Below are 23609 nucleotides of genomic sequence, written 5' to 3' on the forward strand. Positions count from 1 at the left end.
TCGTGGTAGCAATTCGTTAGCCCTTACGGCGAGCTTTGGATAGTAAGCCGCCTTTCAAGAGAGGGCGTAATCGGTCAGTTTCGGCCTTTCATGAGCGTCGATTAAATCTGGTACGGTTCAGCCCATGCCGTTGTGTGCGACCTACTTCCCGGCAGCTTTGATATTGGTGGGTGTGTACTACGCGAAGCCGAACGTATCCCTATGGGCAGCAAGGTAGGGCAAATGCTTTGGATTGAGCTTGCGTAGCTTCATGGATTTCGACAGACCAAACTCTGGAGGCAGCTTTTCGGCAATGCTGGACAGCAGAATAGAGCCATCATCTTTGAATGAGATCAGACCTTGGTCAAACAGGCGATCGTAGTGTGGCGCCAGTAGCAAGCCGTTAAATGGATCGAGCTTGGAATCTGCTTCTGACTGGCTCCAGGGAACAATGTGCGATGCGACCAGCAGCTTGGGCTCCTTTACTCCGGAGAGTGCGCAAGCATCACCCCAAAACCCCATCAATTGCTTCCTGAACTTCTGCTGGCCGACGCGGGCCATGATTGTCGTTGCCCGAGCGGTAATCAGGTTAGCCAAATCTTTTGTACTCCCGACCTGGCCATCTTCATGTTCAACGGCATCGAGCACGGTAACGATGAAGCTGGATTCGGAATTTTCCAGCACGATGGGGCTGATCATATCAACGAGCGCTTTCGGGAACTTGATCTCGCGTCCGCTAGTGATCTGAAAGTAATCGACGATATCCAGTTCGAATCGTGGCTCGAATGAGATTTGTAGGAGGCGGCGTGTGCCGTCTACGAAATTGCAGTTTTCACGAACCTCGGTGTGGGAGCCCCAAAGAATGTGTTCCTTTTTACGGTCGCGGAATGGCTGTTGCCAGGATGTATCCGATAGTTTGATGAGCTTGGCCATGCCAATCCCTTTTCGAATGAGAACACCAATGGGCTGTTAAGACAGTACTTCCCGAAAGGGACTGACCTTGCTGATCACTCGCAAGCCACGCTCAATGAGGTGGCAAGGCAGCTAAATAGCCGCCCTCGGAAAACACTAAACTACGAAACGCCCGCTGAACGATTTAGCCAATCTGTTGCATCGACCGGTTGAATCCACAGCCAAAAGCAGCCAGTCAGCATCCACAAATGGGCCGATTCACGGTGTGTGGTGCTAGGTTAAGGGACAGATTTATTTACCCCAATTACCCCCAGCAAACTTAACCTGTGGCAGGGGAGCTGACGCCCTGGCCACAGGGAAATCCGGCTATCACTAAGGCGGGTCGTTATGCCGTCGCGACTTCTTTTGGTGTAAATGTATCGCGCGCTACGTTACCGATGGTGTTGGTCGTGTAGGCATCGAAACTTCCACCAATCAAGCCACCCAGCAGGGGCACGGCTTTACCGAGATTGATCACGCCTTTTTCACCAAATTTGGTGAACAACTTGAAGCCTACCTTTTTGTTTATCTCTATCAGCGTCTTACCGGAAATCGACTTCACTGCGTTCATCGCCAGCTTGTTGCCGACGGCAATGCCGATGTCTTTCAGCACTTCCTTGGCGGAGTTGGCTGTGAGGCAGGCGAAAACCAGGGTCTTTACCTTGTCATCCTTGACGTCGTAGCCACCCAAGTGGGCGATGGCGGCGATCATGCGAATTTGTACGAAAAGCACACTCGTGATGTTGGCGGGCAACGCGACGGGCAGTGTGATCAATCCACCGAGGCCGGTAATGAAGCCTGAGGTGGCCGATTTGGTGTTCTGCCAGCGAATCAGGGAATTAGCTTGATCGTAGGCAGGGCTTTCTTCCTTGGCGTAGCTGGCTGCGAGCTCCTCGGCGGAATCAAGACCGGAGAATCCATTCACAGATCTCTCGTAGGCCCAGTCGAGGACTTGCATTATCTTTTCTTGACTTATCAGTTCCATCTTCAGTCTCGGTGCATGATTGATGGCTTTATGATGCCATACATGTTCCTTTATCCGCATTACCTTGCTTTGAACAATTTTCCTTCGCCACATCCATCCGCCTGCGCCGACGGCAGCACCCCATTTACTAAATAATTGCCCACATCCGCGACTGCATACCTGCGGATTGTGGTTCGCCAACGTGCGGGGATTCTTGAGGTTCTGACCCCAGTTAGCCGTCTCCACCTGATCAGTAGACTGACCGCTATTGGCCGATTCTGTTGAAAAAGTCGACCCGGCCAAATGGGCAATGCATTGAGCGGTGAAAACGTCATTTTTGTACGCTGCTATGCAAAATCCGAGTCCTGATCCTTCTACGAGTAGTGCGGATTTCAATCTCAGACGCGTTCTTTTCTGACCCGAAAACGGAAGCCGACTTTTTCAACACAATCGGCCGTTCTCCGCCGGTCGTCACTACGGCGTTTGCTGGTCACGTCGAATGCAAACGGTTGATCAGCACGAATGCAATTGACTGGTCAGTGACGATGCAAATGGGTGGTCAAGTCCATGCAATTACGCAGGCTCACATTAAAAACCGACAAACGACCACCCGGCCATGGAAAGCCACCGGCCTCCAAGGTCTTCCAGTGCTATCGATTGGCGCAACAGCCGCCCCCAAAATACGGTTGACCTCGAGCAGAACGAGCGCTAAACCAGAACTGTACCAGCGCTGTCCTCGACAGCACCCAGGTAGCCAGAACCTTTGAGGCTACGCCACATCGTGGTGGTTTTCCCCAAGTGCGATTAGCGTCCGGCGGCTCGCACGGTCACAGCGATGTGATGGATGCCACTTCTTCCAGAATGCCCACTGCGGCAACTCATGCCTCCTCCTGGCTGCTCTCCAACAACTTATCCGCTTGGCTATTTCTTGCGCCAACCTTTTGCCCGTCTCTTTGCCCCCTAAAGAGACGGGCGCATATCACACTGCTGCAGCCCTGCTCGCACGGGCCATTACGGCTTTCCTCCTCGTGACAATCGGCGTGACAAACACCGAATGCTCACTCGCCACAGCGATGCCGATGACGGTGCCGCAGCCCATGAAATGGACTGCCCCTGACTGACAGTCAGGCATGCCCCGATCATCACCTCGCTGCCTTCACCTGACTCAGGATCTCGCGGCACCGGTCTCGTCAGCCAGTGCAGCCTCCACCCGCCCACCGCTATCGGTGTTCAGGAGGCCAGATCATGAGATGCCCAAGCTCCCGGTCGTAAGGAGCCGCCAGTCCCGCGTTAGTGGACAACCCTCACAGGTCGCAGGGGCCTTGATCCCTGATAACACTCAACAACCGTGGCGGGATGAGTGAGGACGAAGTCGATAATCTCAGGAGAAGTGCGATGCAACTGTGCGAAACGTTCGAGCCACCACAACCATTGCTGGAATACCAGCAGGCGCCACTGCCCTACCCGGTCGAAGCACTCGGGGATCTGTTGGGCCCTGCGGTCGAACGACTGGCCGAGGTGATCGGCGTGCCCTGCGCCATGGCTGCACAATCGGTGCTGGCCAGCGCTGCCCTGGTGAGCCAGGGCCATGCCAATGTCGAACTCGATGGCCGAACCTATCCATTGTCCCTGTACCTACTGACGGTGGCGTCCTCGGGTGATCGCAAAAGCGCGGTGGATCATCTGGCACTGAAGGCGTCGCGCGACTGGGAACGACAGCAGTGGACTCTGTATGCGGAAAAGCTCAAAGCCTATCGCGCCGCTACCAGCATCATGGCCAAACCCAAAACCTCAACGGAGCGTGCAGAGGCGAAAGGCGGTGAGCTGTCCGAGCCCGTACCGCCGAGACTGATCATTGCCGAGCCCACCATTGAGGCCCTGGTCAAAAGTCTGTGCAATGGCTTGCCCAGCATGGGCTTGTTCAATGATGAAGGTGGCCAGTTCTTGGGCAGCAGCACCATGAGCAAAGAGAATCTGCTCAAGGCGATCACCACCTTGTCGACACTGTGGGATGGCAGCCCCATCGATCGGGCGCGCTCCATGGCCGGAGAAAGCCTGCGCGCCTATGACCGCCGTCTCAGCCTGCATCTGATGCTGCAGCCCTACCTGGCCAACCAACTGTTCAAAGACCCGGTGATCAATGGCCAAGGCATCCTCGGCCGTTGCCTGATCAGTTGGCCCGAGCGCCTGGCCGGCCAGCGGCTCTACAAGGCGATCGACCTGAGCCAGGATGCCAAAGTCCAGCGCTACCAACAGCGGATCACGGCCCTGCTGCAAAAGCCCTGGTCGCTTCACAAGGATAATTCACTCAATCCCGCCACGCTGGAGCTGACTGCCCGTGCTCGCCGGGCTTGGATTGATATCCACGACACCATCGAGTGCCAGTCTGGCGAGTTCGGCGAGCTGGCCGGCGTCCAGCCTGTCGCGGGCAAGGCCGCGGCGAATGTACTGCGCATCGCGGGCGTGCTGGCCATGGTTGAAGAGGCCAGTGTGTTGGACGAAGGACACATCCAGCGCGCCTCCACGTTGATGGATTACTACCTGGCCGAGATCCAGCGCCTGACCGAACAGGAGCCGGTCAATAGCCGATGCGAGGAAGCGGACCGGCTGCTGCGCTGGCTGGTGCAGAAAGGCTGGACTCACTTCACCATTCGCGACGTCAATCGCAACGGCCCTCGTTTTGCCCGCAAGAGCGCTGACCATACTGCTTCTTTATTGGTCGAGCTGATCACGCATCGCTGGCTGAACAGCCGCGATGGAAGAACCTTCGAGGTCCGCCATGTTCCGCCTCAATGACGCGGTGCGCCGCTACCAGGCGCAACATCAAACGCAGTCAGAATCGCGGCGTGTCGCCGCTTCTGTCGCCAGCCTGTCGCCACGCGCTAGGCCAGACACGACGCGGGTTGTCCCCACTGTCGCCGCTGTCGCCACACCACCCCTTACCCCTGCCAACATCGCCCTGCTGATCGAACAACTGCGTGAAGAAGGGGCACTGCTGCAACACCACGAGAACGCCCTCCTGATCCGCCCGACACACTGGCAGCAGGTGGACACGCTCAGCCCTCACTGGAAAGCCTTGCTGCTCTTTCTGCAAACAAACGAAAACGGTGAAGACAATGGCTCTGGTCGGTCGACGTGAGGGTCGCAACTTTGGCTATGGCCGCCAGCTGAGCTACGCCGGCCCGCAAGCGCTCAAGGATCTGTTTGCCGGTGGCCACTTCGCCACGGTCAAAGCGCATAGTGATCGCTGGCAAGCGTTCGTGCGTTGGTGTCGGTCCGAGGACGGCCCCGGTTACAACGATGCGCGCCAGATCGATCGACAGACGCTGCAAGACTACGTCGCATATCTGCGCCAGCAGATCCAGCAAGGTGAACTCTGCATCGCCACCGCGCAGAACCGCCTGAGCAGCGTCAACCGTACCCTCGCCGCGCTGCGCGGTGATCAGGACGTGAGGATCACCAGCCCGAGTCAGGCGTTAGGACAGAAGCGCTCGAGCGTACGCACCCGCGCGCCAGATGGCCAAGACCGCCAACAGGTGCAGCGAGTGCTTGAGGTACTTGGCGAACAGCACCACGAGAGGGTGGCCGCGATTGTCCGTCTGGCCCGAGCAACCGGCATGCGCCTGCGCGAGGCGATCCTGGCTGATCTGCCACGCTTGCACCGCGAAGCCGAACACTTAGGCCACATCAACATCCAGGACGGCACCAAAGGCGGCCGCTCAGGCGCTTCCGCGCCGCGATGGGTTGTGGCTAATGACGAGGTGAAGGCGGCGCTGCAGGTGGCTCGTCATGCGTCGCCGCCCCATAGCCGCAACTTGCTGGCCCGAGACGAAAGCTATGCCGAGTTCCTGCAACAGACCGTGCTCCCTGCTCGCGAAACGCTGCATGAACACGGGCTGAAGGGTTTTCATGAACTGCGCGCGGCCTACGCCTGCGAGCGTTACGAGCAGCTCACTGGTCACGCCACACCGGTCAATGGTGGTCACTGCTATCGCGTTGACTGCAACCTTGATCGACAGGCGCGGCTACAGATCAGCGCTGAACTCGGGCATAACCGGATCGATGTGGTTTCGGCCTACATTGGAGGTCGAACGTGACCAAGATCTTTGATATGGAGCTGTTCCTGAGCGGCGTACTGACCGGCTCGAAGGCCACTCAGCAACGCCACCTACGCCAAGCCCGAATCATGCAAGCGGCCATTCAACAGCGATGGCAACGCGATAATCCCTGGACCTGGCAGCTCAAACATGTGCGCTGGTTTCTAGCCCACCACCTCAAGGACCATTCCGACGCCACCCGGTATTACTATCAGCTCACCGCCGCATTGATCTGGAAGCGAGTAAGAAAAAATTGCAAGCGACTGGTCTGAAGAACCCTTTTGGGAACGCCAAAATATGTCAGCAAAGTACTTATCTAAAAACCTTTAAGACCCGGATCGTTCAGCAGCACCCACTCTCCCGACCGCCGCTGCACAGTCAAATATCCTGCTCCAGCAGTGCGCCATGTTTCAGTAGCCATGCCTTGGCCTTCTCCATTGTTGGCGCCTGAGCGTTTACGATGTTCCAAAAACGGGGCGTGTGGTTAGTTTCGATAAGGTGGGCCAGCTCGTGTACAACTATATAGTCGATCACGAACATAGGAGCTTTGATCAAGCGCCAGTTGAAGATCACGTTGTCGTTCGGTGTACATGAGCCCCAACGGTACTTGCCGTCCCCGATTTTGGCTTCCTTGTAGGTGACACCTAGATTGTTGGCATATATCTTCACGCGCGGCAGTATTTTTTCCTCGGCGCGCGCCACGAACCAGTTTCGGAATGCCGCAGATTTTCCCACCAGCGCTTCCGGCACCAAAAATCTCTGCTCGAAGCGAATGCCACCAGCGCCTGCCACCAGCTCAATTCGGTATTGCCGCCCCAGATAGGGCAGGGATTCTCCGGACACCAGCTCCTTACCCGGCGGATCTGGCGGCGGGCTGTATTTCTGCGCATGGCGGGTCTTTTCGTAAAGCCACAACTTGCGCGATTCCACGACCCGATGAATCTTTTCTAGCGTTGTACCTTCCGGCGCCTTTACCACGATAGAGCGGTCACGCTCGACCGAGATGGTTAGGCTCTTGCGCTTCGAGTAGACAACTTTATAGGCCAGTTCCATATCAACTCGCGTAGAGAATCCGGTCGTTGTTCTTCTCGGCAATTTCCATCACACGCGAGATGATCTGGTGACGAAGGGTGACTACCCCTGGCAAGGAAGCAAAAGACTCCGACAGCAGAATCTGCTGAATCTCCGCCTTCAGCTTGCTACGCGCCGGCACACTTTCCCAGAAGCTTGCCAGTTTCAACTCACGTTCAATCACTAAGTAGATCTGTTGGGTCAGATCAATTAGCACGGCGATACTCTCATCCGGTTTTCCTGCGTAGCCTGGGTGTTGGTCCATGGCATTACCCAGCTCGGCCTGAAGCATGCGAAAGAACGGCATCTGCTTTTTCTTGTGCAGGCCGTAGGTCGGCTCGTTGGCAGCTTCGATTATTCGTTTGCGCAGTTTCTCAAGCTCTTCGTAAATCTTCTGCCAATTGTTGGCGAATTCTTGCAGGATCTCCGCGAGCGCGGCGGAAAAAGAAGCCTGCAGCTCCGGGTCGTCGTCCAGCTCTATATCCAGATGGTGGCGGATGGCGTGCTCCACCTCGGCGGCCTTGGTTTTGGTGCGCTTACGTTTGCCAACCTGGCTCTCGAAGTCCTCGTCGAGGATCGAAATCGGCTTTACCTTCTGATCAATGCCTTTCGAGGCCAGATATTCATCTGTGATAGCCCGCAACTTGGGCGGAATGCCCTTCATACTCAGACGCTGGTCGTTCAGGTGGCGGCCGGCCAGCACATTGATCTCGGTAAGCGCGTTGTAAGCTCTCAGGTACCCCAGCGCCTCCTTGGCAGGGAAAACCAAGTCGAGACTGCGGGTCAGTTTCTTGTAGGCCAGCATGAATTCAAAGCGCACATCCTCGTCGTAGAACAGGTCAAAGAAGGCATCGTGGTCGTTGAAGTCGGTCAGACCGTACTTTTCCAGCAGATCCATGATGGCTTTGTAGTCGGCCTGCAAGGCGCGTAGTTCGTCCTCGGGGAAGCTCAGACAGTCGAGCACTTCCTTCTGCTCGCGTTCGTCATAGTTGTCGATGGCCTTCTTGAGGTGATGGCCGATGCCCACATAATCGACGATAAAGCCCTTCTCCTTGGCTGCTCCGCCTACCCGATTCACTCGGGCGATAGCCTGCAGCAGGTTATGGGCAACAATCACCTTGTCCAGATACATCACCTGCTCGATGGGCGCATCGAAGCCAGTCAGCAACATGTTATTGACGATCACGATACCGATATCACCAGTCACACCCTCATCGCTGCCGTCGAAGGGCAACTTGAAGCTCTTGATGGTGCGCTGGTGTCGGGAACTGTCGGTGTAGGCCTTGATGTGGGGCAGGTCGTTGTGGCTACCGGAGATCACCACGTCAGTCTTGAGCTTTTTCAACCGCTCTAGGTCGAGGTTAAGCGGATTGGCCTGCTCCAACTTCTCGATGGCCGCCGCCAAAGCCGCATCCAGCGCGTCCTTGTAGCGCACCGCAGCCTCACGCGAGGTGGCCACCACCTGGGCCTTGAATCCGTTGGGAAACACGTGTTCCAGATAGTGCTCCACCATATCCGTGGCCTTGGCCACGATGGTGGATTTGGCTTCCAGATAGGCGTCGCGGGAGCCGTAACCAAGGATCTCCAGCCGCTGCTCCAGGTTGTATTCACTGAACACGTCGGCGAATACGCTGTCCATGCTAGCCTGGTCCGCCAACTCAGCGTTGTGGGTGCGGCCTTCGTAGACGATCTCCAGCGTTACGCCGTCCTCAATGGCCTGGCGCATGGTGTACTTGTCGATATAGTCACCGAACACCGTTTCGGTCTTGTCGATGGGTGTGCCGGTGTAGCCAATGCGCGCTGAGTTGGGGATAGCCCTGTCCAGATTCGCGCCGAGTAAAGAGTATTGCGAGCGGTGCGCCTCATCGGTCATCACTAGGATGTTCGCGCTGCTGTTCAACTCCGGGAAGGTTTCCGACAAGTCCGCCTCGCGGAACTTGTGGATCATCGCCATCACCAGGTCGGAGGAGTCACTGCGCAACAGGTCCTTCAGTTTGGCGATGCTGTCCGCCACCTTTACGGTAAAGCCGATACTGCCGCCTGTATCTCCGAGCTGCTGCTCCAGTTGCGTGCGATCGGTAACGAACACTACCTTCCACTTTGAGAGCTGGGCGTGGCGGTACATCTCGCGCACCATAAACATCATGGTCAGCGACTTACCGGAGCCCTGGGTGTGCCAGACGATGCCGCTGCGAGCCCTCGGGGTCTTGCCACTCAACAGACGCTGCACCGCCAGCTTCACGGCGCGGAACTGCTGGTAACGCCCGACAACCTTGATTAGCTCGCCCTTGTCCGACTCCGAGAAAATGGTGAAGGTGCGGATGATGTCCAGTAAGTTCTGCCGGTCTAGCATCCCCACCACTAGGCGCTGCTGGTCGTTGGGGCTGCTACCGCCGTGGGCGAGGTCTTCCACCGTGCGCGGCCAGGGGTCGGACCAGCGGTAGAAGTGCTTTTCGATGTGGGTGGTGATGGTGCCGAACTTAGCCTGGTTGCGGCAGGTAGCCACCACAAACTGATTGAAGTAGAACAGTGGCGCGCTGCCCTCACCCTTTGCTCCGCGCTGTTCGCTATAACGCAGCATCTGGTCGATGGCTTCAGGAATCGGCTCCTTCACCTTTGGGGACTTGCACTCGATCACCACCACCGGCAAACCGTTCAGGAACAGCACTATGTCCGGCACAATATGGTGCTCGGTACCGAGGATGCGCACCTTAAACTGGCAGATGGCAATAAAGCGGTTGTTGGACAGGGTCGCAAAGTCGATGTAGCGCACAGTCGGTCTTTTTTCGCCAGTCTGGCGGTTCTCCGCCACGCTTGTGTTTTCCAGCAGCAGGCTGAGCACATGGCGATTGTTTTCCAGCAGGTTGTTGCCGGGGAAGCCAGCAGTGAGGCGCCTGGCAACTTCCTCCACCTGGTCGTCCTCCAGCCAGGGATTGATCACCTTCAACTGCTCGCGCAGCACCGGCCCCAACACCACCTCGTTGAAGCTCTCGCGAAAGCTCTGGCCTGGCTCCTGCTTCATCTCCAGATCCATGACCTGCCAGCCCAGTTCCTGCAACTGATCGAGCAGCGGCTTCTCGACGTGGTTGCGTTCGTCGATGCGGATGTGGGCGGGCGTATTGTCCTGATAGGCCATGCGACTGTCCTTGTTATTGTGTAGCGGCTTGTGTGAGAAGCGAGGTAACGCGTCGTTCGCCGGTGAGTAGGTCGTGCATTAGCCCAACTTTGAGAGAGCAAAGCTTTTCGGAGAGCAGTTCCTTTTCGACAAGATCAGCCGAAATTGATCGAAGTACACATTCGATCTGCTCAAGCTCATTCCGCGGTGGCACGGGTAATTTTGTGGTACGCAAAGTCTCTGCACGTATCGATGCCATTATTCCCCCCTGCTCATCTTTCGCGAAATGCTCAAGAACCCAAGGAGAATAATTTATCTGGAAGCAAGCAACGTAGGGGGAATACTTAGCTTGATCTATTGATATAGTCCATACATGTTTCGATGACAGAGCCTCCCCGATATCGTCGGGAACCACGCAACAGCGTCCAACCGTTCCCATAATCGTTATCATTAAATCACGAGGCCGAACAAGGTATCTTCTTAATTGCTCTGCCTTCTTGGGTGGAACGAATCTCTTGTAATCGGAAACAAACTCTTCAGGAAGGACATTATCGATACCGAGCAACGGAATCCCGGCCTCTGCCAGTTCCTCCTTCAATAGCGCGCTTCCAAATGGGCCACTACGCATCGCTGGGTCTACATCGGCGAGCAGCGACTTTAACTCCTTAACATCCCATTCCACCGGAATCCTCCCCAGCGGGGAATCCTTGAAGACGTGGGTGGCTTCAGAGCGGAGGTTGCCGTGCTTGTCGATCCCCTTGGTGAGCAAGTCCTGCATCAACCCAGTCCTGATAAGCTGCTGCTTGGCGATCAACGCCTCGGTTTGCTTGATGGCACGGTCAAGATTATTAAGAATATTTGCGACAAGTTTCTGCTCATCCGGCGGTAGTTTCAGTATTTCAAGCTTACCCAGCACCTCTTTGTCCACGTGCGGGATGCCGGAACCGGAAGTCTGACCTTTGAGATACGACTCCCACCGCTTAACTGCATAAAAAAAGTATTCTGGCTCGAACTCATCGCTGTGTTTGATTAGCGTCATGGTCGAAGAAAGCAGACCACCACGCGCTCGGAAAACCTCGCCAGCGTTTGAGCCGTCCCACAATAGAATGGTTTCGTCGTCGTTTACCCGTACTCCATTTGCTGCCGACTTAGCCGACTCAGCAACTCCTTTACCGCGCAAAAATTCTGGGCTGAGGTACAGTTCTGCGCCTTTTCCAAAGTACGGCATCTCCGAAGGAGGCTTGCCTTTGGTCAATGTGATGCGATCACCAAGCTTCAGCATCGGTACCGTCATTGCACAAGCCCCAAATAGCCCAGACCAGAGAGGCATTTTTTGAGCGCCAACAACGTGTTTTCTCGCTCTTTTTCCAGCGTCTGACTCGACACCGCATACTTGTCCCACAAGTTCTCGACAATGGCGAACAGCGCGCGTTTCTCAGCATCTAGATAGCTCAGTAGCGCCTTGTTAGCGTTGTCGTGCAGTTTTTTCAGGATCAGGCGCTTCGCATCCTGTACCCCCAACTGGCCACCAATGGCGATGAGCAGATCGTCGATACGGGCGACTCGATTCTCCAGCACAACCACGTCCTTTTGCAGGCCGGTGAGCTTTTTCTTCTGGTCCTTTACTGTAGCATCCAGAGTCTGAATAACGCCCTTGGCATGGGCGATAATCGTCCTGGCCTCAGCCTTTACTTCTTCTCCACCAATACGTTTTAGTTGCAGCTTCTGCTCCAGCTCGCCCTGCTTGATCTTGAGTCGGTCCTTGAAGTCCTTGATGCGCTTTTCGATAGCGCTAATACCGTCGCGCAGGTTGACGTACTGCTTGCGCTCCTTTCTGGCGGAGTCGGTTCTGGCATCAGCCAGGTCGTCGATCAGGGTCTTCAGGTATTTCTTGATGACGGCGGCAGTGAGTTTGACCTCGCCTTCGTCGCCTTCAGCATCTTCCGGCTCGTAGTTGGCAGCTTCGGTGGCGGCCTCGACAGCCTCAGCCAGATCGCCCTGGGCTTCGTTGATCTTGCACTCCAGCGCCTCGATCTCTTCAGCCTCCTTCTGAAAGTATTCGGCGATGAGGTAGCTGTCCGGGATCAGCGTGTGGTGCCAACCGGTGGAGACGACGGTTTTCAGGTCATAGCGGATGGCCTGCCACCAGTTGACGAACACGCCCGCGCTCTTGAATTCATCCAGCACACCTAGAGGCTGGAGCTTGTGCTTGAGCGTGGAGAGCAGTTCGCTGCGCACGTCGGGCAGCTTACGTCCTTCCCTCAGTTGGGCGAAGTCGTCTCGAGCCACCTGCCACCATTGCTCGAGTGCGGCGTGATGCCCAGCGACCCTGGTATGAAGGTTCTGGTCCGACTCCAGTATCGCCTTGATAGCAGGCTTGGTGTCCAATGCGGGACCGAAGGCCAGGTAGCCCGGGCGCAGAGGCTCAAACAGGGTGTCGGGTTGCACGCCAAACTTGTCGAACTCGGACTGTTTGGCGGCGACCTCGCTCTCGGGAATGCCGCCTATAAGGTGAGCCTGCACGTCTTCCGGTTCAGGGGCGGGGGTGTTGTCCACGTAGCGGCGGATGTTGAGGTTGTAGTCGTGCTGTTTGACGATCACCTCCTTATCCACCAGGCGGCTGTATTTATCGATGGTCAGCTTGTGGGTGAAGACGTGGTCGATCTTCTCGATGTCTTCGGGGCGTAGATTGTTCTGGTTTTTGCCCTCGGCGTATTCGCGATCGGCGTTGATGAACAACACTTGATTGCGCAGCTCGTCGGGCTTGCTTTTGTTGACCACCAGCACACAGGCGGGGATGCCGGTGCCGTAGAACAGGCCGGGCGGCAAGCTGATGATGGCCTCTAGATAATCGTCCTCGATGAGCAGCTCGCGGATGAGTTTTTCTTTGCCTCCGCGGAACAGCACACCGTGGGGCATGACGGTAGCCATGTGGCCGTCCGGCTTGAGGCTGGCGATCATGTGCTGCACGAACATGAGGTCGGCCTTCTTGCCTGTTTCCGGACAGAACTCGCGGAAGCGGTTGGTGAAGCTCATAGTGGCGCGGCTGTAGTTCTGCGAGAACGGTGGGTTAGCGAGCACACAGTCGAACTTGCGCGGCTGGCTATTTTCAAGAATCTGCGGATCTTCCAGAGTATCCCCGTGTTCGATGGTGAAGCGGGTGATGTTGTGGAGAATCATGTTCATGTTGCAGATGGACCAGACCGTACCGTTGGAGTCCTGGCCGTAGAGAGCGAGGTCATTCGGGTCCTGGCCCTGCTCTTCCACATACTGGTGCGCCTGAATGAGAAAGCCACCGGAGCCGGCGGTGGGGTCGTAGACGGTATTGCCGGCCTGGGGCTTGGTAAGCTGCACCAGCAGGCGCACCACTTCGGCGGGGGTATAGAACTCACCGCCTTTCTTACCGGCGCTGTCGGCGAAATACTTAATCAGGTATTCGTAGGCGGCACCAAGCAGGTCGGGGAACTCGAAGTTGTCATTGACCAGCACGAACTGGGGCTGGTTGAAGTGATCGAGCAGGTCTTTCCACTTCTGATCAGGGATCTTGGTCTTACCCTTGACGGTGTTGAATTCGATGTTGTTCTTCAGTACCCCGGCCAGGGCGTCGTTCTCATCCTCGATGGCAGCAATCGCTTTGTTAAGCATGCTGCCTATATCGTGCTTGAGGTGCTTTAGCGCCGGCACCTCGTTGCCCTTCTCATCCATCCAGCTCTCGTGCCAGCGGGCGCGGGGCGGCACAAAGAAGGTGTCGCCGTAGGAGGTCTTGTCATTGAGCAGTTCCTCCAGCAGCTCAGGCCGGTCCTTTAGGTGGGCGTAGGTGGTATTACGCAGCACCGCGCGCTTGCGGTCGAACTCGTCGGACAGGCGTTTGATGAACAGCATGCCAAAGATGAACTCCTTGAACTCACTGGCGTCCATCTTGCCGCGCAGGATGTCGGCGGCTTTGAAGAGGAAACCTTCGAGCTGGGAGAGGGTTATTTTTTCTTGTTTCATGAACAATTCACTTTCCTGGATTCTTTGCCGTGTTGTCTGCCCGGCTGGCGTTCAAACCTTCCATCGACTGCTGTTTGATCCACATATCGATGTCAGTGCGCGAGAAGCGCCATGTCCCTCCGACCTTAAAGGCCGGGATCTTCTTGGCTGCTGCCAAGCGATAGACCGTTCGCTTACCTACCTTCAGGTAAGCAGCCACGTCGTCGAGGGTGAGTATTTCGCCAGTCTCGTCTTTCATCGTGTCCTAAGCCGCTGTGGCGGCCCGCACCCGTTGTGATGGTAATTTTGGCAAGGATACGGCTAACTTGAGCGTCTATGTACAAATAGTTGGTAGAGCGTGGGATCCAGCGTCGTACTGAGCGAGGTGTCGACTGACACCCGAAAGCCCGCCCTTAAGAACTCAGGGAGCACAAATGGATCAGGCAACCCAACCCAAGGCAAGCGGCTCGTACACCGCCAACCTCCTCGGCAACATCCGGAGCCATTTGGCCGGGCTGCAAGGCTACGACGTGATGGCGTTGGAGCTCATCCAGAATGCGGATGACGCGAAAGCTGAGGAAATCCTATTCGATATCACGGACAGCGGCTTGCTGGTGCGAAACAGCGGCCAGTTCACCTACTGTGGCGACCTGAATAAGCCATGCGCGTTTCTTCCCGAGGAAAACTACAAGTGCGACTACCACCGCATAACGGATGTAGGTAGCGGCGGAAAGCTGTCACGTGGAGAAAATATCGGCCGCTTTGGCATTGGATTCGTATCGACCTATCAGGTGACGGACCATCCCGAAATCCGATCGTCAGGCATCAAGCTGGCGCTTTACCCTGAGCGCGGGCAATGGTTCATTGAGGCTTTCGAAGAACCAAACGGCACCTCATTCTTTCTGCCCTGGGCAGACGATCCCAATACTGAGGCGCGGCTCGCCCTTGGGGTTTCCCATGTCAGCCCCGCGCATATCGATCAGATTGCTGATGACTTCCAAACCGTTCTACGCAAAAGCCTGTTGTTTCTTCGCCATGTCCAGAAAGCTGAGGTGCGGCGAAATGGGCAGCTCCTGCTGGCCTGCGATCTAGATAGGAGTGATGGTTCGGACCTCATTGTCAGTTTCAGCCCCAGCGATACCGTTGAGCATTGGCAAATCCTCCGTGCCGATGCAGCGGATATGGCCCAGCGCTTGTACGTGACGCACCCTCGGCTCGAGACACTTCATCGAAGCACCAAGATAAGCATCGGTCTGCGAATTGATCCTGAGCCACTGGCTGAGGGCCTGCTCTACGCGTTCTTACCCACCGAACAGTCCACAGGGCTCCCCCTGCACATCAACGCCGATTTCTTCCCTGAATCTGATCGCAAAGCTTTGATCTTCGCCGGACACCAACACGAGCAGGCGTGGAACGAGATGCTCATCGACGCCGCAGCGGTTGAACTGGCTCGAGATCCCGAAGGCCTGCTGCAAATGCTTGGCCCCGTGCAGTTGTGGCAGATCCTTGGGCGGGCATACGACCTTTCCTCCAAACCGTCAGGGCATCCACCTTGCTTCAAGCGGTTTTGGGAGCGCCTAAAGGCCACCGCGACACAAGCACATATTGCTGAGGCACAGGACGGCAGCCTCCAGCGGCCCAACGGAGTGTTCCTGCCACGCAGCCCTTTGAACGAGTACCAAGCAAAGGCACTGCTGGAGGCGGGAGGCAGACTCGTCGCTGAAGAGCTGCGGCCGTTCCTAACAGCGATGAACCAGCTGGGCGCACCGATTCTGACGCTCGAACGTCTGGTTGTGCTGCTGGAATCCGCGACGGCGCAACAAGTGGCGGGAGCGACGCAAGTGAACCAAGAGAGGCTGGAGCATTTCTATCGCCCTCTCTGGAGCATCATCAACGACCTTCTTCCTGAGTCGGGAACGGCCAACCCGAGTGCGAATCCATCAGTGCAACGCTTGCAGGCATTGCCGCTTGTTGTCACCGAGGATCTTTTCGCGGTGACCATCAACCAGTCGTACGTCGCTTCCGCCGCACTGGATGCGGAGCGTATTGCGGCGTTGCTACCCAGGCTCGCCATTGCCTCCCGAGTTCTCACAGAGCTCCCGAAGATTACTCGGCTGATAAAGCTGCTCGATCTCAACGCGGTGGTTTCGCACATCGAACTGATGTGCGAAACCGAACCGGTCGAAAAAGTCATCGGCGTCCACCCGAAGGACCTACGCGATATCTATTCGCTATTTGCTGACCTGGACCATCAAGCCACCGTTGAGAAGACTGTTTATCAAAAACTACGCGGTCTGCCCATATGGCAATCAAGTCGCGGGCTGGTGAAAGCCAACCAAGCGCTTCTGCCGGGAAACTTCACAGACCCGACCGGCCAGGCGGATTTGCTAGACGTATCTGTCCTGACCGAATCAGCCAGGGACTTCCTATCGACAAAACTGGGAGTACAGACGCAGACGATCGAGGCGTTTGTGCAGACCGTGCTACCGACATTTTTCGGCGACGACGGTCCGCTGGACTCAACCAAGTTCAGCCAGCTCATCAGCGAGCTCGCCAATCACCCAACCCTGGTGAACGACGATGACATCCGTCGCTTGCTGGGGTCGCTTCCGATCGTTCCTACGCAAGATGGGGGTTGGTCGCGGCCGGTCAATACCTATCGCCGCACTGACGATCTTGTGAAAGTACTTGGTGACGCGATCCATCTGTGGCTCGACGCCAGCCGTGTGCCCAATACGCGATCGGTGCACACCTTTATCGACAGCCTGGGAATCCGGCGATCACCGATCGCCAGACACCTGGTCGATCGAATGCTGTCCATTGCTGAGAAATACTTACCAACCGAAAATGCCAAGCGTGCCAGCAGTGAGGCCTTTTACGTCCTGTGCGACAACTACGAAAATTGGAAAGAAAAAAAGGCCTTTCAGGATGCCCTTGATGATCTTCAACAGGCGGCGTGTTTCCCTGCAGATGGGGACACGGAAGAGTGGCACATAGCCAACTCCCTGTACGCCCCTTACCGGGCTGACGCTTTCCGTTCTCAAGCCAATATCCTCGATTTCAGGAATACGGTACGTCTGAAAACAGACTTGCTGGAAAAACTGAATGTTGCCATTAACCCCGAAACCCAGCGGGTCATCAACCACCTACAGCACTGCATCACAATGGGGGTGCAACCCCACGTCTCGACGTATCAGGTGTTAAACGAGCGCGCGCAACGATCAGATCCGCTCCTTGCTACTCTCGCTGGCTCGCGGTGTATTTACGTCGAAAGCCAAAAGACGTTCGTTCGCCCCAACCAGCTGTACTGGGTAGCGCAACAACTCGGGCGCTACGCCTACACCATTCCGGGCAATTACGAGTCATTCAAGCCGCTCTTTGATGCAATCGGGGTAAAGAATGCTCCGGCAGGCCGGGATTTCATCGACATCCTGCTCGACATCGTTGGTGAGTATTTCGAACAATCCAAGTCTGTGATAGGTCCAGATCGGGCAGTCTATGACATCTGCCTGACCAGTGTGTCTGCCGCCCATGAGCACGAGGAGTTGATGCCATCCGACCTGCGGCGTTTGCAGGAAGCGCCAACCATCTTGAACTTGCAAGGTCGACTTACTCATCCGGACGAGGTGCTGCTTCAAGATAGCGAGTGGCACGCGGGATTCTTCGTCGGTGAACTCGACCAAGCCCTGTGCAAGCCGGCACCGGAGCTTTGGCCATTCATCGAAATGGTCGGCGTCAGGCGGTTGAGTGAAAGCGCTCAGGTTGCACTTGAGTTCGTGGATGGACCGGAAACCAACGAATCCGCGCTCGCTGAAAAACTGATGGACCGGATGGACATCCTCGCCCGATTGCTTCACGACAAGCCGACAACTGTTCAAAAAAAGATCCGAGTTGCTCTCTCGGGCCTGAAGGCAGTCAGCCACAACGTGGTCCGCATCCAGGCCTCCGTTCATGTTGGGGGAGATCAGGCAATCGCTCCTCCTACCTCGGCACAGGCGTTTTACGACCCTGAGAACGGGCGCCTGATACTCGCTCGCCCTGTTAGCGATCGCAGTTGGGCTCATATTCTCAACGCGTTATTCCATCAACTAATGCCTGAAGAGTCAGGGAGCGAAATCTCTAAGCTGACGCTCAGCATTCGCCCTTTGATGGGGATGACGGTTGAGGAAGCCCATCGTGAGTTAAGTGATGCCGGCATTCCGTATTTGGATGCGGAAGCCAGCAGTGTTGGGGATTTGACTTCACCCGACCTTGATGAGATGAGCGGCGCCACGGAGCCGTCCAGCCGCAAGGAAAGCGATACGCCGCCTGCGCCAGATGAGAGTTCTGACAAGCACGAAACCCACCCCCCCGGCAAAGAGCGGAAACCATGGGCCGGGGATTCCGGATACCAGGGCAGAGCAGAGACGTCAGAGCGATCCGGCCGAGGAGAAGGCTCTGAGAGCTCAGGCCAGGACGCTAGCGAACGAAATGGTTCTACAACCCGCGAAGGTGGCAGCACCCGGTCTGTGCAAGGCGAGCAGCTCGCGAAGAAATCACGCCCGAAGCACAAGGAACAGTGGGATCGACGCCTGCTTTCCTACGTTCGAAAAAAACAAGAGGATTCCTCAAAAGCTGGCGATCAGGAGGGGCCGTCAGAGCACAATTTGGCTGTCGAGATCGTTGCGCGTGAGGCGGTATGCGCCTACGAAAGGGAGCGCGGCCGTGTGCCGGAGCAGATGGCTCAAACGCATCCTGGATACGACATCATCAGCCGCAACCCAATGACCGGCGAAGACCGGTTCGTCGAAGTAAAGGGTGTAAACGGAGAGTGGAACCAAACCGGCGTCGGTCTATCACGCCTCCAATTTAGCAATGCTCAAGACTACGGGGACCGCTACTGGCTGTATGTCGTTGAGTTCGTTTCTGATCCAGAGCACATACGAGTACACCCCATCCGAAGTCCGGCAGCCCAAGTTACCGCTTTCATGTTTGACGGCAACTGGCGGGACGCGGTAAAGGAGGAGCGAGCCGAGCCTTCCGCACTTTTCATTCCTGGAGCCCGGATACAGCACCAGGACGTGGGATGTGGAGAAATTCGGGATGTCGTTACCCGTGGAAACACTAAGCTACTGACGGTGCTGTTTGACGGAAAGTCGCAGGCGACCCCCAACGTGATCTTGAACTTGCACCGCATGCGTATTATGGAAGACTCCGATGACGACAATGATTCCTGAGCTTTCTGAAGCGCAACTCAATGACCTTCCATCGCAAGCCGAAGCGAAGGTCTACCGGGCTTTGAGAGACAAGCTCCCGCAGGATTACGTCGTCTTCTTTCAGGTCGGATGGATCTTGCGCCGGGAAGAAGGGCAAGCGAAGGATGGTGAAACAGATTTTCTGGTATGCCATCCCAACCACGGCTATCTCTGCATTGAGGTGAAAGGCGGCGGCATCGGATTTGATGCGAATACTGGTGAATGGTTTTCGGTAGACCGCCACCAACACAAGCACCCCATCAACAACCCAATCAGTCAGGCGCTAAGAGCCAAGTACTCAATTCGCTCGAAACTGAACGAACACCCACAGTGGCGTGACCTTGGCCTTGGAAATGTGCTCCGTGGTCACACGGTCTCCTTCCCAGACGTTGGTAACGCAAATGCATTAAGCCGTCCGGATATGCCAGCTGTACTGATTGGCGCAGCCAGGTCTCTTCAAGATCCCAAGTCGTGGATCGATGGGGCCTTTGCCTACTGGGGCAACGACGCTGGAGACTTCACGCCTATAGGTCGTCGTGGCATTGACGTGGTCCGCGAAGTATTTGCGAGATCCTTTGTCGTCGCTCCGCTTGTCGCATCGCGGCTTGCCGATCAAGAGGCACGCAGACTGGTACTCACAAAGGACCAAATACGCGTCCTTGATTTCCTGCGCTCGCATCGGAGGGTCGCCGTAAGCGGCGGTGCCGGTACGGGCAAGACTGTTCTGGCACTTGAGAAGGCACGCCGACTCGCATCGGAAGGCTTCAAGACTCTCCTGACTTGTTACAACAGGCAGTTGGCGGATCACTTGTCGAGCACGTGCGCCGGCACGAGCAACCTGGAGGTAATGAGCTTCCACCAGCTTTGCTATCGACAGGTCGAAAGGGCCAATCACGTGTCGGGCCGGGATCTCGTTGCAGAGGCCAAAGTGACGTACCCAGGAAAGGATCTCTACGACGTACAACTGCCCAATGCTTTTGCGTACTCTCTAGAGATTCTTCCCGATCGCTATGACGCGATCGTGTGCGACGAGGGCCAAGACTTCCGTGAGGAGTTCTGGGTCCCGCTCGAACTTTTGCTGTCGGACTACGAACGCGCACCGCTATACGTCTTCTACGATGACAACCAGAACATTTACGCGCGCGCTGGCACCTTTCCGATACGCGAAGAACCGTTCACGCTAACAACAAATTGCAGGAACACCGCTCCGATTCATGTGGCTGCGTACAAGCACTACAAGGGAGTGCCTGTCAGCCCTCCCGATATCGAAGGCGACGATGTGCAGTTCGAAGCCTCGCCGGGGCGCGATGCCCAGGCTGCAAAGATTAACGCCCGTATCGTTGACCTTGTCGCTCGCCAGGGCGTTTCTGCTGGCGACATCACTGTCTTGATTGCGGACGCGCGGCGTAAAGCCGATTACTACGCGGCGTTGAGGCGACTTCCCCTGCCGAAGCCAGCAAGTTGGCTCGAGGAAAGCGTTCGCAGTAGCAATACGGTCCTGATCGATACAATTCAGCGCTTCAAGGGACTCGAGTCTCCGATTGTGATTCTGTGGGGCCTAGATACCATCGATTTAGTACGCAGCGAGGAGTTGCTCTATGTCGGCATGAGCAGGGCAAAGTCTCTTCTCGTCGTTGTCGGAACAGCCGCAACCTGCGCGACTTTCCAAGGCGAGCTCCCGGCTCGCGTCCATTCTCTGCGATGTGCAGCCTCCAGAGGTGCGCCCCCGGACCTTTGATGGATGCAAGCGGTCGGAGCTTGATGAGGTGCCCCGCCTAAATTACACAACATATCCAAGCAAGGGGCACACAGCGAAAAGAGAGAATTACTGTAGAGCACGAGCCAGCGCCGACGTTATCCCCTGCTGGAATCGAACCCGGCCTCCGTAAGACTTCGTAGCTGTCTTGCACAAGTAGCTGGCACGACAGAACAGTTCAGGTAGCTGATCCCGATCACCAGGGCAGACATTCCGGTCTATTCGGTACTCCGCATTGTCTGGAATATGCACCAACGGAGCCGCCAGCAGTTCGATGAGCGAAATACTGAGAAGAAGAAGCAGGTCAATGTGATGCTGTCAAACGACGTGATCGTCAAGCTCGATGCATTGGCCAATGCGGTACGATCTCAAACGGGCACAGTAATTGAAACCCGTTTGAGAATGGAAGCCGAAACCGGCGTGTACCTAGCCGACAGTTGAGACAGCAGACAGGGTTACTGCGTCAGCAAGACACTGCTAGGGCAGCCTCAAAAAATGACCTTGAAGCATCCCGAGTTCAAATCCGGTCAAGCGGTATTCCAAATGGTATTCCACGGAAAAACATAACCAATATTTTGTTTTTTATTTCAATAGGTTACGGAATCATTTCAGATTACCCCGGCCCACCACTTCATCATCTAAAGACGTCCACGGACGTCTTTTTTTGTGCCTGAAATCCAGTAATACGGGGGGATTCAGCACTACGGTTCAATGATGCGCGGCAGATTGATCGACAGACCTCGCTGGACCACCCGATACATCTGCGCCAGCAAGTTGAACAGGGTGAGCTTGCCAGCGTCAGCGTCAATCTGGACCTGCGGCGTACTGCGGGTCTGATCCCCCCACAGCCAATAGCCGTCGCTCGTTTCCAAATATGCAGCGCCTTTGGCTCTTGCCTTCAGCCAAACGCTGATCCGTTTCAGACAGGATTGCACTGTCGCTCATCACACAGGTAGTATTGAGAACGATTCACACTAACATCTGGAAAGCCGACCAGTGCAATCTCCTCCGTCCAGTAAGCTGGGATTCTTTTTCAGCGATCATCATCGTTGGCTGCTGCAGCATATTCATCGGCACCTGCGCAATCACGCGGACGCAGAGGACACCGCCGCCGATACTTTTTGCCAGATGCTGGTGGCTCGTGTCGATCCCGACAGCATCGAACAACCTCGTGCTTACCTTTCGACCATTGCTCGCCGGCTGATCTTTGACCGTCATCGCCGGCGCAAGTTGGAGCTGGCCTACCTTGAGCGCTTGTCCGTTCTGCCCGAAGCGCTGGCCCCCTCCCCCGAAGAGCAGCAGCAGTTGATCGAAGCCCTGGTGGCCATCGACCGGGCTATCGACGGCTTGCCGATGGTCGTCAAGGCTACTTTCCTCTATAGCCAACTGGATGGTCTGAGCTATGTCGCGATTGCGCAGAAGCTGGGGCTGTCGGAGCGCACTGTCAGTCGTTACATGAAACAGGCATTGCGTCAGTGCTATCTATGCGAAATATCGCCATGAGTAAGCCGCGCCGGGACCCCATCAGTGAGCAGGCCATCGACTGGATGGTAAAGCTTCGCGCCGGTACGCCCGATGCTGCACTGCAGGAACGTTTCAACGCGTGGCTGGCGATGGATCGTGCGCACAGCCAGGCCTGGACAAAATTGCAGGACCGTCTCGGCGGTTCGTTCAACACGGTTCGCGCGCTGGATCGACGCTTGCCCGGTCAGGCCAGCGAAGCCCGCCAAGTGCTCTTGCAGCCTCATGGTTCGCGCCGCGACGCCCTGCGCGTGATCGCCGGCCTGGGCCTGCTCGGAGGCGGTGTGTGGCTAGGCGCCAGGAGCCAGCTGGGTGACGCGCTGCTGGCTGATCTGCACACCGGGCGCGGCGAGCGTCAAAACTTTAATCTGGTCGACGGCAGTAGCCTGAGCTTAAACGCCAACAGCGCGGTGGATCTGTGCTTCGATGACAAGCAACGGCTGGTGATCCTGCGTCACGGTGAACTGGTTATTGAGGTGGCGCCCGATCCCCGCCGTCCGTTGCGCGTGCGCACCGCTGAAGGTGAAGTGCGCGCGCTGGGTACCCGGTTTCTCGTTGCCCAGGAGCAAGATGCCAGCCGACTGGTGGTGTTACAGCATTCGGTCGAAGCACGGTTGTTCGACGGCACAGTGCAAGTTGTGCAAGAAGGTCAGTCGGCTCTGCTGCACGCCCGGCAAATTGCCCTCGTTAGCGGCGATCAGCGCCAGCGGGCCGACTGGTTGAGCGGGAGGCTGAATGTGCTGGACGAATCCCTTGAGCAAGTGGTCGACGCCCTACGCCCTTACAGTCGCGGTTTTGTGCGCGTGGCTCCCGAGGTTCGAGGCTTGCGCGTCCAGGGTGTGTTCCCGCTTGACGATCCCAACCGGGCGTTCAGTGCTCTGGCAGAAACCCTGCCTATACGGGTGCATCGCTACAGCCCTTGGCTGACGCTGATTGGCTCGAAGTAAAG

General features: G+C 56.4%; 17 protein-coding genes and 2 pseudogenes. 10 read left to right on the forward strand and 9 right to left on the reverse strand.

The genetic code is table 11. From position 1 onward, the window contains the following. Window positions 1-177: 177 nt before the first annotated feature. Window positions 178-912 carry an HNH endonuclease gene (locus tag ACZ9IM_RS09140; RefSeq protein WP_192346364.1) on the reverse strand — a complete coding sequence of 245 codons (735 nt, stop codon included), beginning with the start codon at window positions 910-912 and terminating at the stop codon, window positions 178-180. 12 nt (window positions 913-924) lie between these two features. Here ACZ9IM_RS09140 and ACZ9IM_RS09145 point away from each other — a divergent pair. Beyond that, window positions 925-1104 (forward strand): annotated as a pseudogene (locus ACZ9IM_RS09145) (transposase); the annotation flags it as partial. A gap of 172 nt (window positions 1105-1276) precedes the next feature. On the opposite strand, the gene ACZ9IM_RS09150 reads toward ACZ9IM_RS09145, so the two are convergent. After that, window positions 1277-2290, reverse strand: coding sequence for an EcsC family protein (locus ACZ9IM_RS09150; protein WP_476223729.1), 1014 nt, complete (start codon window positions 2288-2290; stop codon window positions 1277-1279). A 999-nt stretch (window positions 2291-3289) separates the two neighbouring features. Here ACZ9IM_RS09150 and ACZ9IM_RS09155 point away from each other — a divergent pair. From ACZ9IM_RS09155 to ACZ9IM_RS09170, 4 genes are read left to right on the forward strand one after another with little or no spacing between them, the layout of a single operon-like run. Continuing rightward, complete coding sequence (locus ACZ9IM_RS09155) at window positions 3290-4690, forward strand: YfjI family protein (RefSeq protein ID WP_476223730.1); 1401 nt, start codon at window positions 3290-3292, stop codon at window positions 4688-4690. After that, the gene (locus ACZ9IM_RS09160) at window positions 4674-5033 is read left to right on the forward strand and encodes a hypothetical protein (RefSeq protein ID WP_476223731.1); all 360 of its coding nucleotides are present in this window, start codon (window positions 4674-4676) and stop codon (window positions 5031-5033) included. Before ACZ9IM_RS09155 ends, ACZ9IM_RS09160 begins: the two co-directional genes overlap by 17 nt. After that, window positions 5011-5991: an integrase domain-containing protein gene (locus tag ACZ9IM_RS09165; protein WP_476223732.1), complete on the forward strand. Its 981-nt coding sequence runs from the start codon at window positions 5011-5013 to the stop codon at window positions 5989-5991. Before ACZ9IM_RS09160 ends, ACZ9IM_RS09165 begins: the two co-directional genes overlap by 23 nt. Next, the gene (locus tag ACZ9IM_RS09170; RefSeq protein WP_476223733.1) at window positions 5988-6263 is read left to right on the forward strand and encodes a hypothetical protein; all 276 of its coding nucleotides are present in this window, start codon (window positions 5988-5990) and stop codon (window positions 6261-6263) included. Before ACZ9IM_RS09165 ends, ACZ9IM_RS09170 begins: the two co-directional genes overlap by 4 nt. Before the next feature lie 106 nt (window positions 6264-6369). Here ACZ9IM_RS09170 and ACZ9IM_RS09175 read toward each other — a convergent pair whose 3' ends face one another. The 5 genes from ACZ9IM_RS09175 to mads1 are packed head-to-tail and all read right to left on the reverse strand — an operon-like array spanning window position 6370 to window position 14408. Continuing rightward, window positions 6370-7044: a M48 family metallopeptidase gene (locus tag ACZ9IM_RS09175; protein WP_237260881.1), complete on the reverse strand. Its 675-nt coding sequence runs from the start codon at window positions 7042-7044 to the stop codon at window positions 6370-6372. A 1-nt stretch (window position 7045) separates the two neighbouring features. Continuing rightward, a complete protein-coding gene (locus tag ACZ9IM_RS09180) occupies window positions 7046-10198 on the reverse strand; it encodes a type I restriction endonuclease subunit R (protein ID WP_476223734.1) in 3153 nt (1050 codons plus the stop codon). A 13-nt stretch (window positions 10199-10211) separates the two neighbouring features. Further along, window positions 10212-11471 (reverse strand): restriction endonuclease subunit S, encoded by a 1260-nt coding sequence (locus ACZ9IM_RS09185; protein ID WP_476223735.1) that lies wholly within the window; start codon window positions 11469-11471, stop codon window positions 10212-10214. Continuing rightward, complete coding sequence (locus ACZ9IM_RS09190) at window positions 11468-14170, reverse strand: type I restriction-modification system subunit M (protein WP_476223736.1); 2703 nt, start codon at window positions 14168-14170, stop codon at window positions 11468-11470. The genes ACZ9IM_RS09185 and ACZ9IM_RS09190 overlap by 4 nt, the downstream gene beginning before the upstream one ends. Window positions 14171-14177: 7 nt before the next feature. Beyond that, entirely contained in the window at window positions 14178-14408 is a 231-nt protein-coding gene (mads1, locus tag ACZ9IM_RS09195) for a methylation-associated defense system helix-turn-helix domain-containing protein MAD1 (RefSeq protein ID WP_476223737.1), read from the reverse strand. Window positions 14409-14583: 175 nt separating this feature from the next. On the opposite strand from mads1, the gene ACZ9IM_RS09200 reads away from it, so the two are divergent. Both ACZ9IM_RS09200 and ACZ9IM_RS09205 read left to right on the forward strand, forming a co-directional pair. Continuing rightward, a complete protein-coding gene (locus ACZ9IM_RS09200) occupies window positions 14584-19365 on the forward strand; it encodes a protein NO VEIN domain-containing protein (protein WP_476223738.1) in 4782 nt (1593 codons plus the stop codon). After that, window positions 19346-21121, forward strand: a complete 1776-nt coding sequence (locus tag ACZ9IM_RS09205; RefSeq protein ID WP_476223739.1) for a DEAD/DEAH box helicase — start codon at window positions 19346-19348, stop codon at window positions 21119-21121. The genes ACZ9IM_RS09200 and ACZ9IM_RS09205 overlap by 20 nt, the downstream gene beginning before the upstream one ends. Before the next feature lie 87 nt (window positions 21122-21208). Here ACZ9IM_RS09205 and ACZ9IM_RS09210 read toward each other — a convergent pair. Continuing rightward, a pseudogene (locus ACZ9IM_RS09210) lies at window positions 21209-21394 on the reverse strand (hypothetical protein); the annotation flags it as partial. On the opposite strand from ACZ9IM_RS09210, the gene ACZ9IM_RS09215 reads away from it, so the two are divergent. Then, window positions 21386-21580, forward strand: coding sequence for a hypothetical protein (locus tag ACZ9IM_RS09215; RefSeq protein WP_476223740.1), 195 nt, complete (start codon window positions 21386-21388; stop codon window positions 21578-21580). The pseudogene ACZ9IM_RS09210 and the gene ACZ9IM_RS09215 sit on opposite strands and share 9 nt — an antisense overlap. Before the next feature lie 260 nt (window positions 21581-21840). Here the strand turns inward: ACZ9IM_RS09215 and ACZ9IM_RS09220 are convergent, their stop codons facing one another. After that, a complete protein-coding gene (locus tag ACZ9IM_RS09220) occupies window positions 21841-22011 on the reverse strand; it encodes a hypothetical protein (RefSeq protein WP_427625807.1) in 171 nt (56 codons plus the stop codon). A 124-nt stretch (window positions 22012-22135) separates the two neighbouring features. Between ACZ9IM_RS09220 and ACZ9IM_RS09225 the strand changes: the two genes are divergently transcribed. Together ACZ9IM_RS09225 and ACZ9IM_RS09230 are read left to right on the forward strand one after the other, a co-directional pair. Continuing rightward, window positions 22136-22642: a sigma-70 family RNA polymerase sigma factor gene (locus ACZ9IM_RS09225; RefSeq protein ID WP_476223741.1), complete on the forward strand. Its 507-nt coding sequence runs from the start codon at window positions 22136-22138 to the stop codon at window positions 22640-22642. Then, a complete protein-coding gene (locus tag ACZ9IM_RS09230) occupies window positions 22639-23607 on the forward strand; it encodes a FecR domain-containing protein (RefSeq protein ID WP_476223742.1) in 969 nt (322 codons plus the stop codon). Before ACZ9IM_RS09225 ends, ACZ9IM_RS09230 begins: the two co-directional genes overlap by 4 nt. Window positions 23608-23609 lie beyond the last annotated feature (2 nt).

This window comes from Pseudomonas sp. TE12508, from assembly GCF_056279485.1.

Bases quoted from the DNA above. Each gene is read 5' to 3' on its own strand.
- ACZ9IM_RS09140 (WP_192346364.1), bottom strand. From the start codon at position 912: ATGGCCAAGCTCATCAAACTATCGGATACATCCTGGCAACAGCCATTC.
- ACZ9IM_RS09155 (WP_476223730.1), top strand. From the start codon at position 3,290: ATGCAACTGTGCGAAACGTTCGAGCCACCACAACCATTGCTGGAATAC.
- ACZ9IM_RS09160 (WP_476223731.1), top strand. From the start codon at position 4,674: ATGTTCCGCCTCAATGACGCGGTGCGCCGCTACCAGGCGCAACATCAA.
- ACZ9IM_RS09165 (WP_476223732.1), top strand. From the start codon at position 5,011: ATGGCTCTGGTCGGTCGACGTGAGGGTCGCAACTTTGGCTATGGCCGC.
- ACZ9IM_RS09175 (WP_237260881.1), bottom strand. From the start codon at position 7,044: ATGGAACTGGCCTATAAAGTTGTCTACTCGAAGCGCAAGAGCCTAACC.
- ACZ9IM_RS09180 (WP_476223734.1), bottom strand. From the start codon at position 10,198: ATGGCCTATCAGGACAATACGCCCGCCCACATCCGCATCGACGAACGC.
- ACZ9IM_RS09185 (WP_476223735.1), bottom strand. From the start codon at position 11,471: ATGACGGTACCGATGCTGAAGCTTGGTGATCGCATCACATTGACCAAA.
- ACZ9IM_RS09190 (WP_476223736.1), bottom strand. From the start codon at position 14,170: ATGAAACAAGAAAAAATAACCCTCTCCCAGCTCGAAGGTTTCCTCTTC.
- mads1 (WP_476223737.1), bottom strand. From the start codon at position 14,408: ATGAAAGACGAGACTGGCGAAATACTCACCCTCGACGACGTGGCTGCT.
- ACZ9IM_RS09200 (WP_476223738.1), top strand. From the start codon at position 14,584: ATGGATCAGGCAACCCAACCCAAGGCAAGCGGCTCGTACACCGCCAAC.
- ACZ9IM_RS09205 (WP_476223739.1), top strand. From the start codon at position 19,346: ATGACGACAATGATTCCTGAGCTTTCTGAAGCGCAACTCAATGACCTT.
- ACZ9IM_RS09215 (WP_476223740.1), top strand. From the start codon at position 21,386: ATGCACCAACGGAGCCGCCAGCAGTTCGATGAGCGAAATACTGAGAAG.
- ACZ9IM_RS09230 (WP_476223742.1), top strand. From the start codon at position 22,639: ATGAGTAAGCCGCGCCGGGACCCCATCAGTGAGCAGGCCATCGACTGG.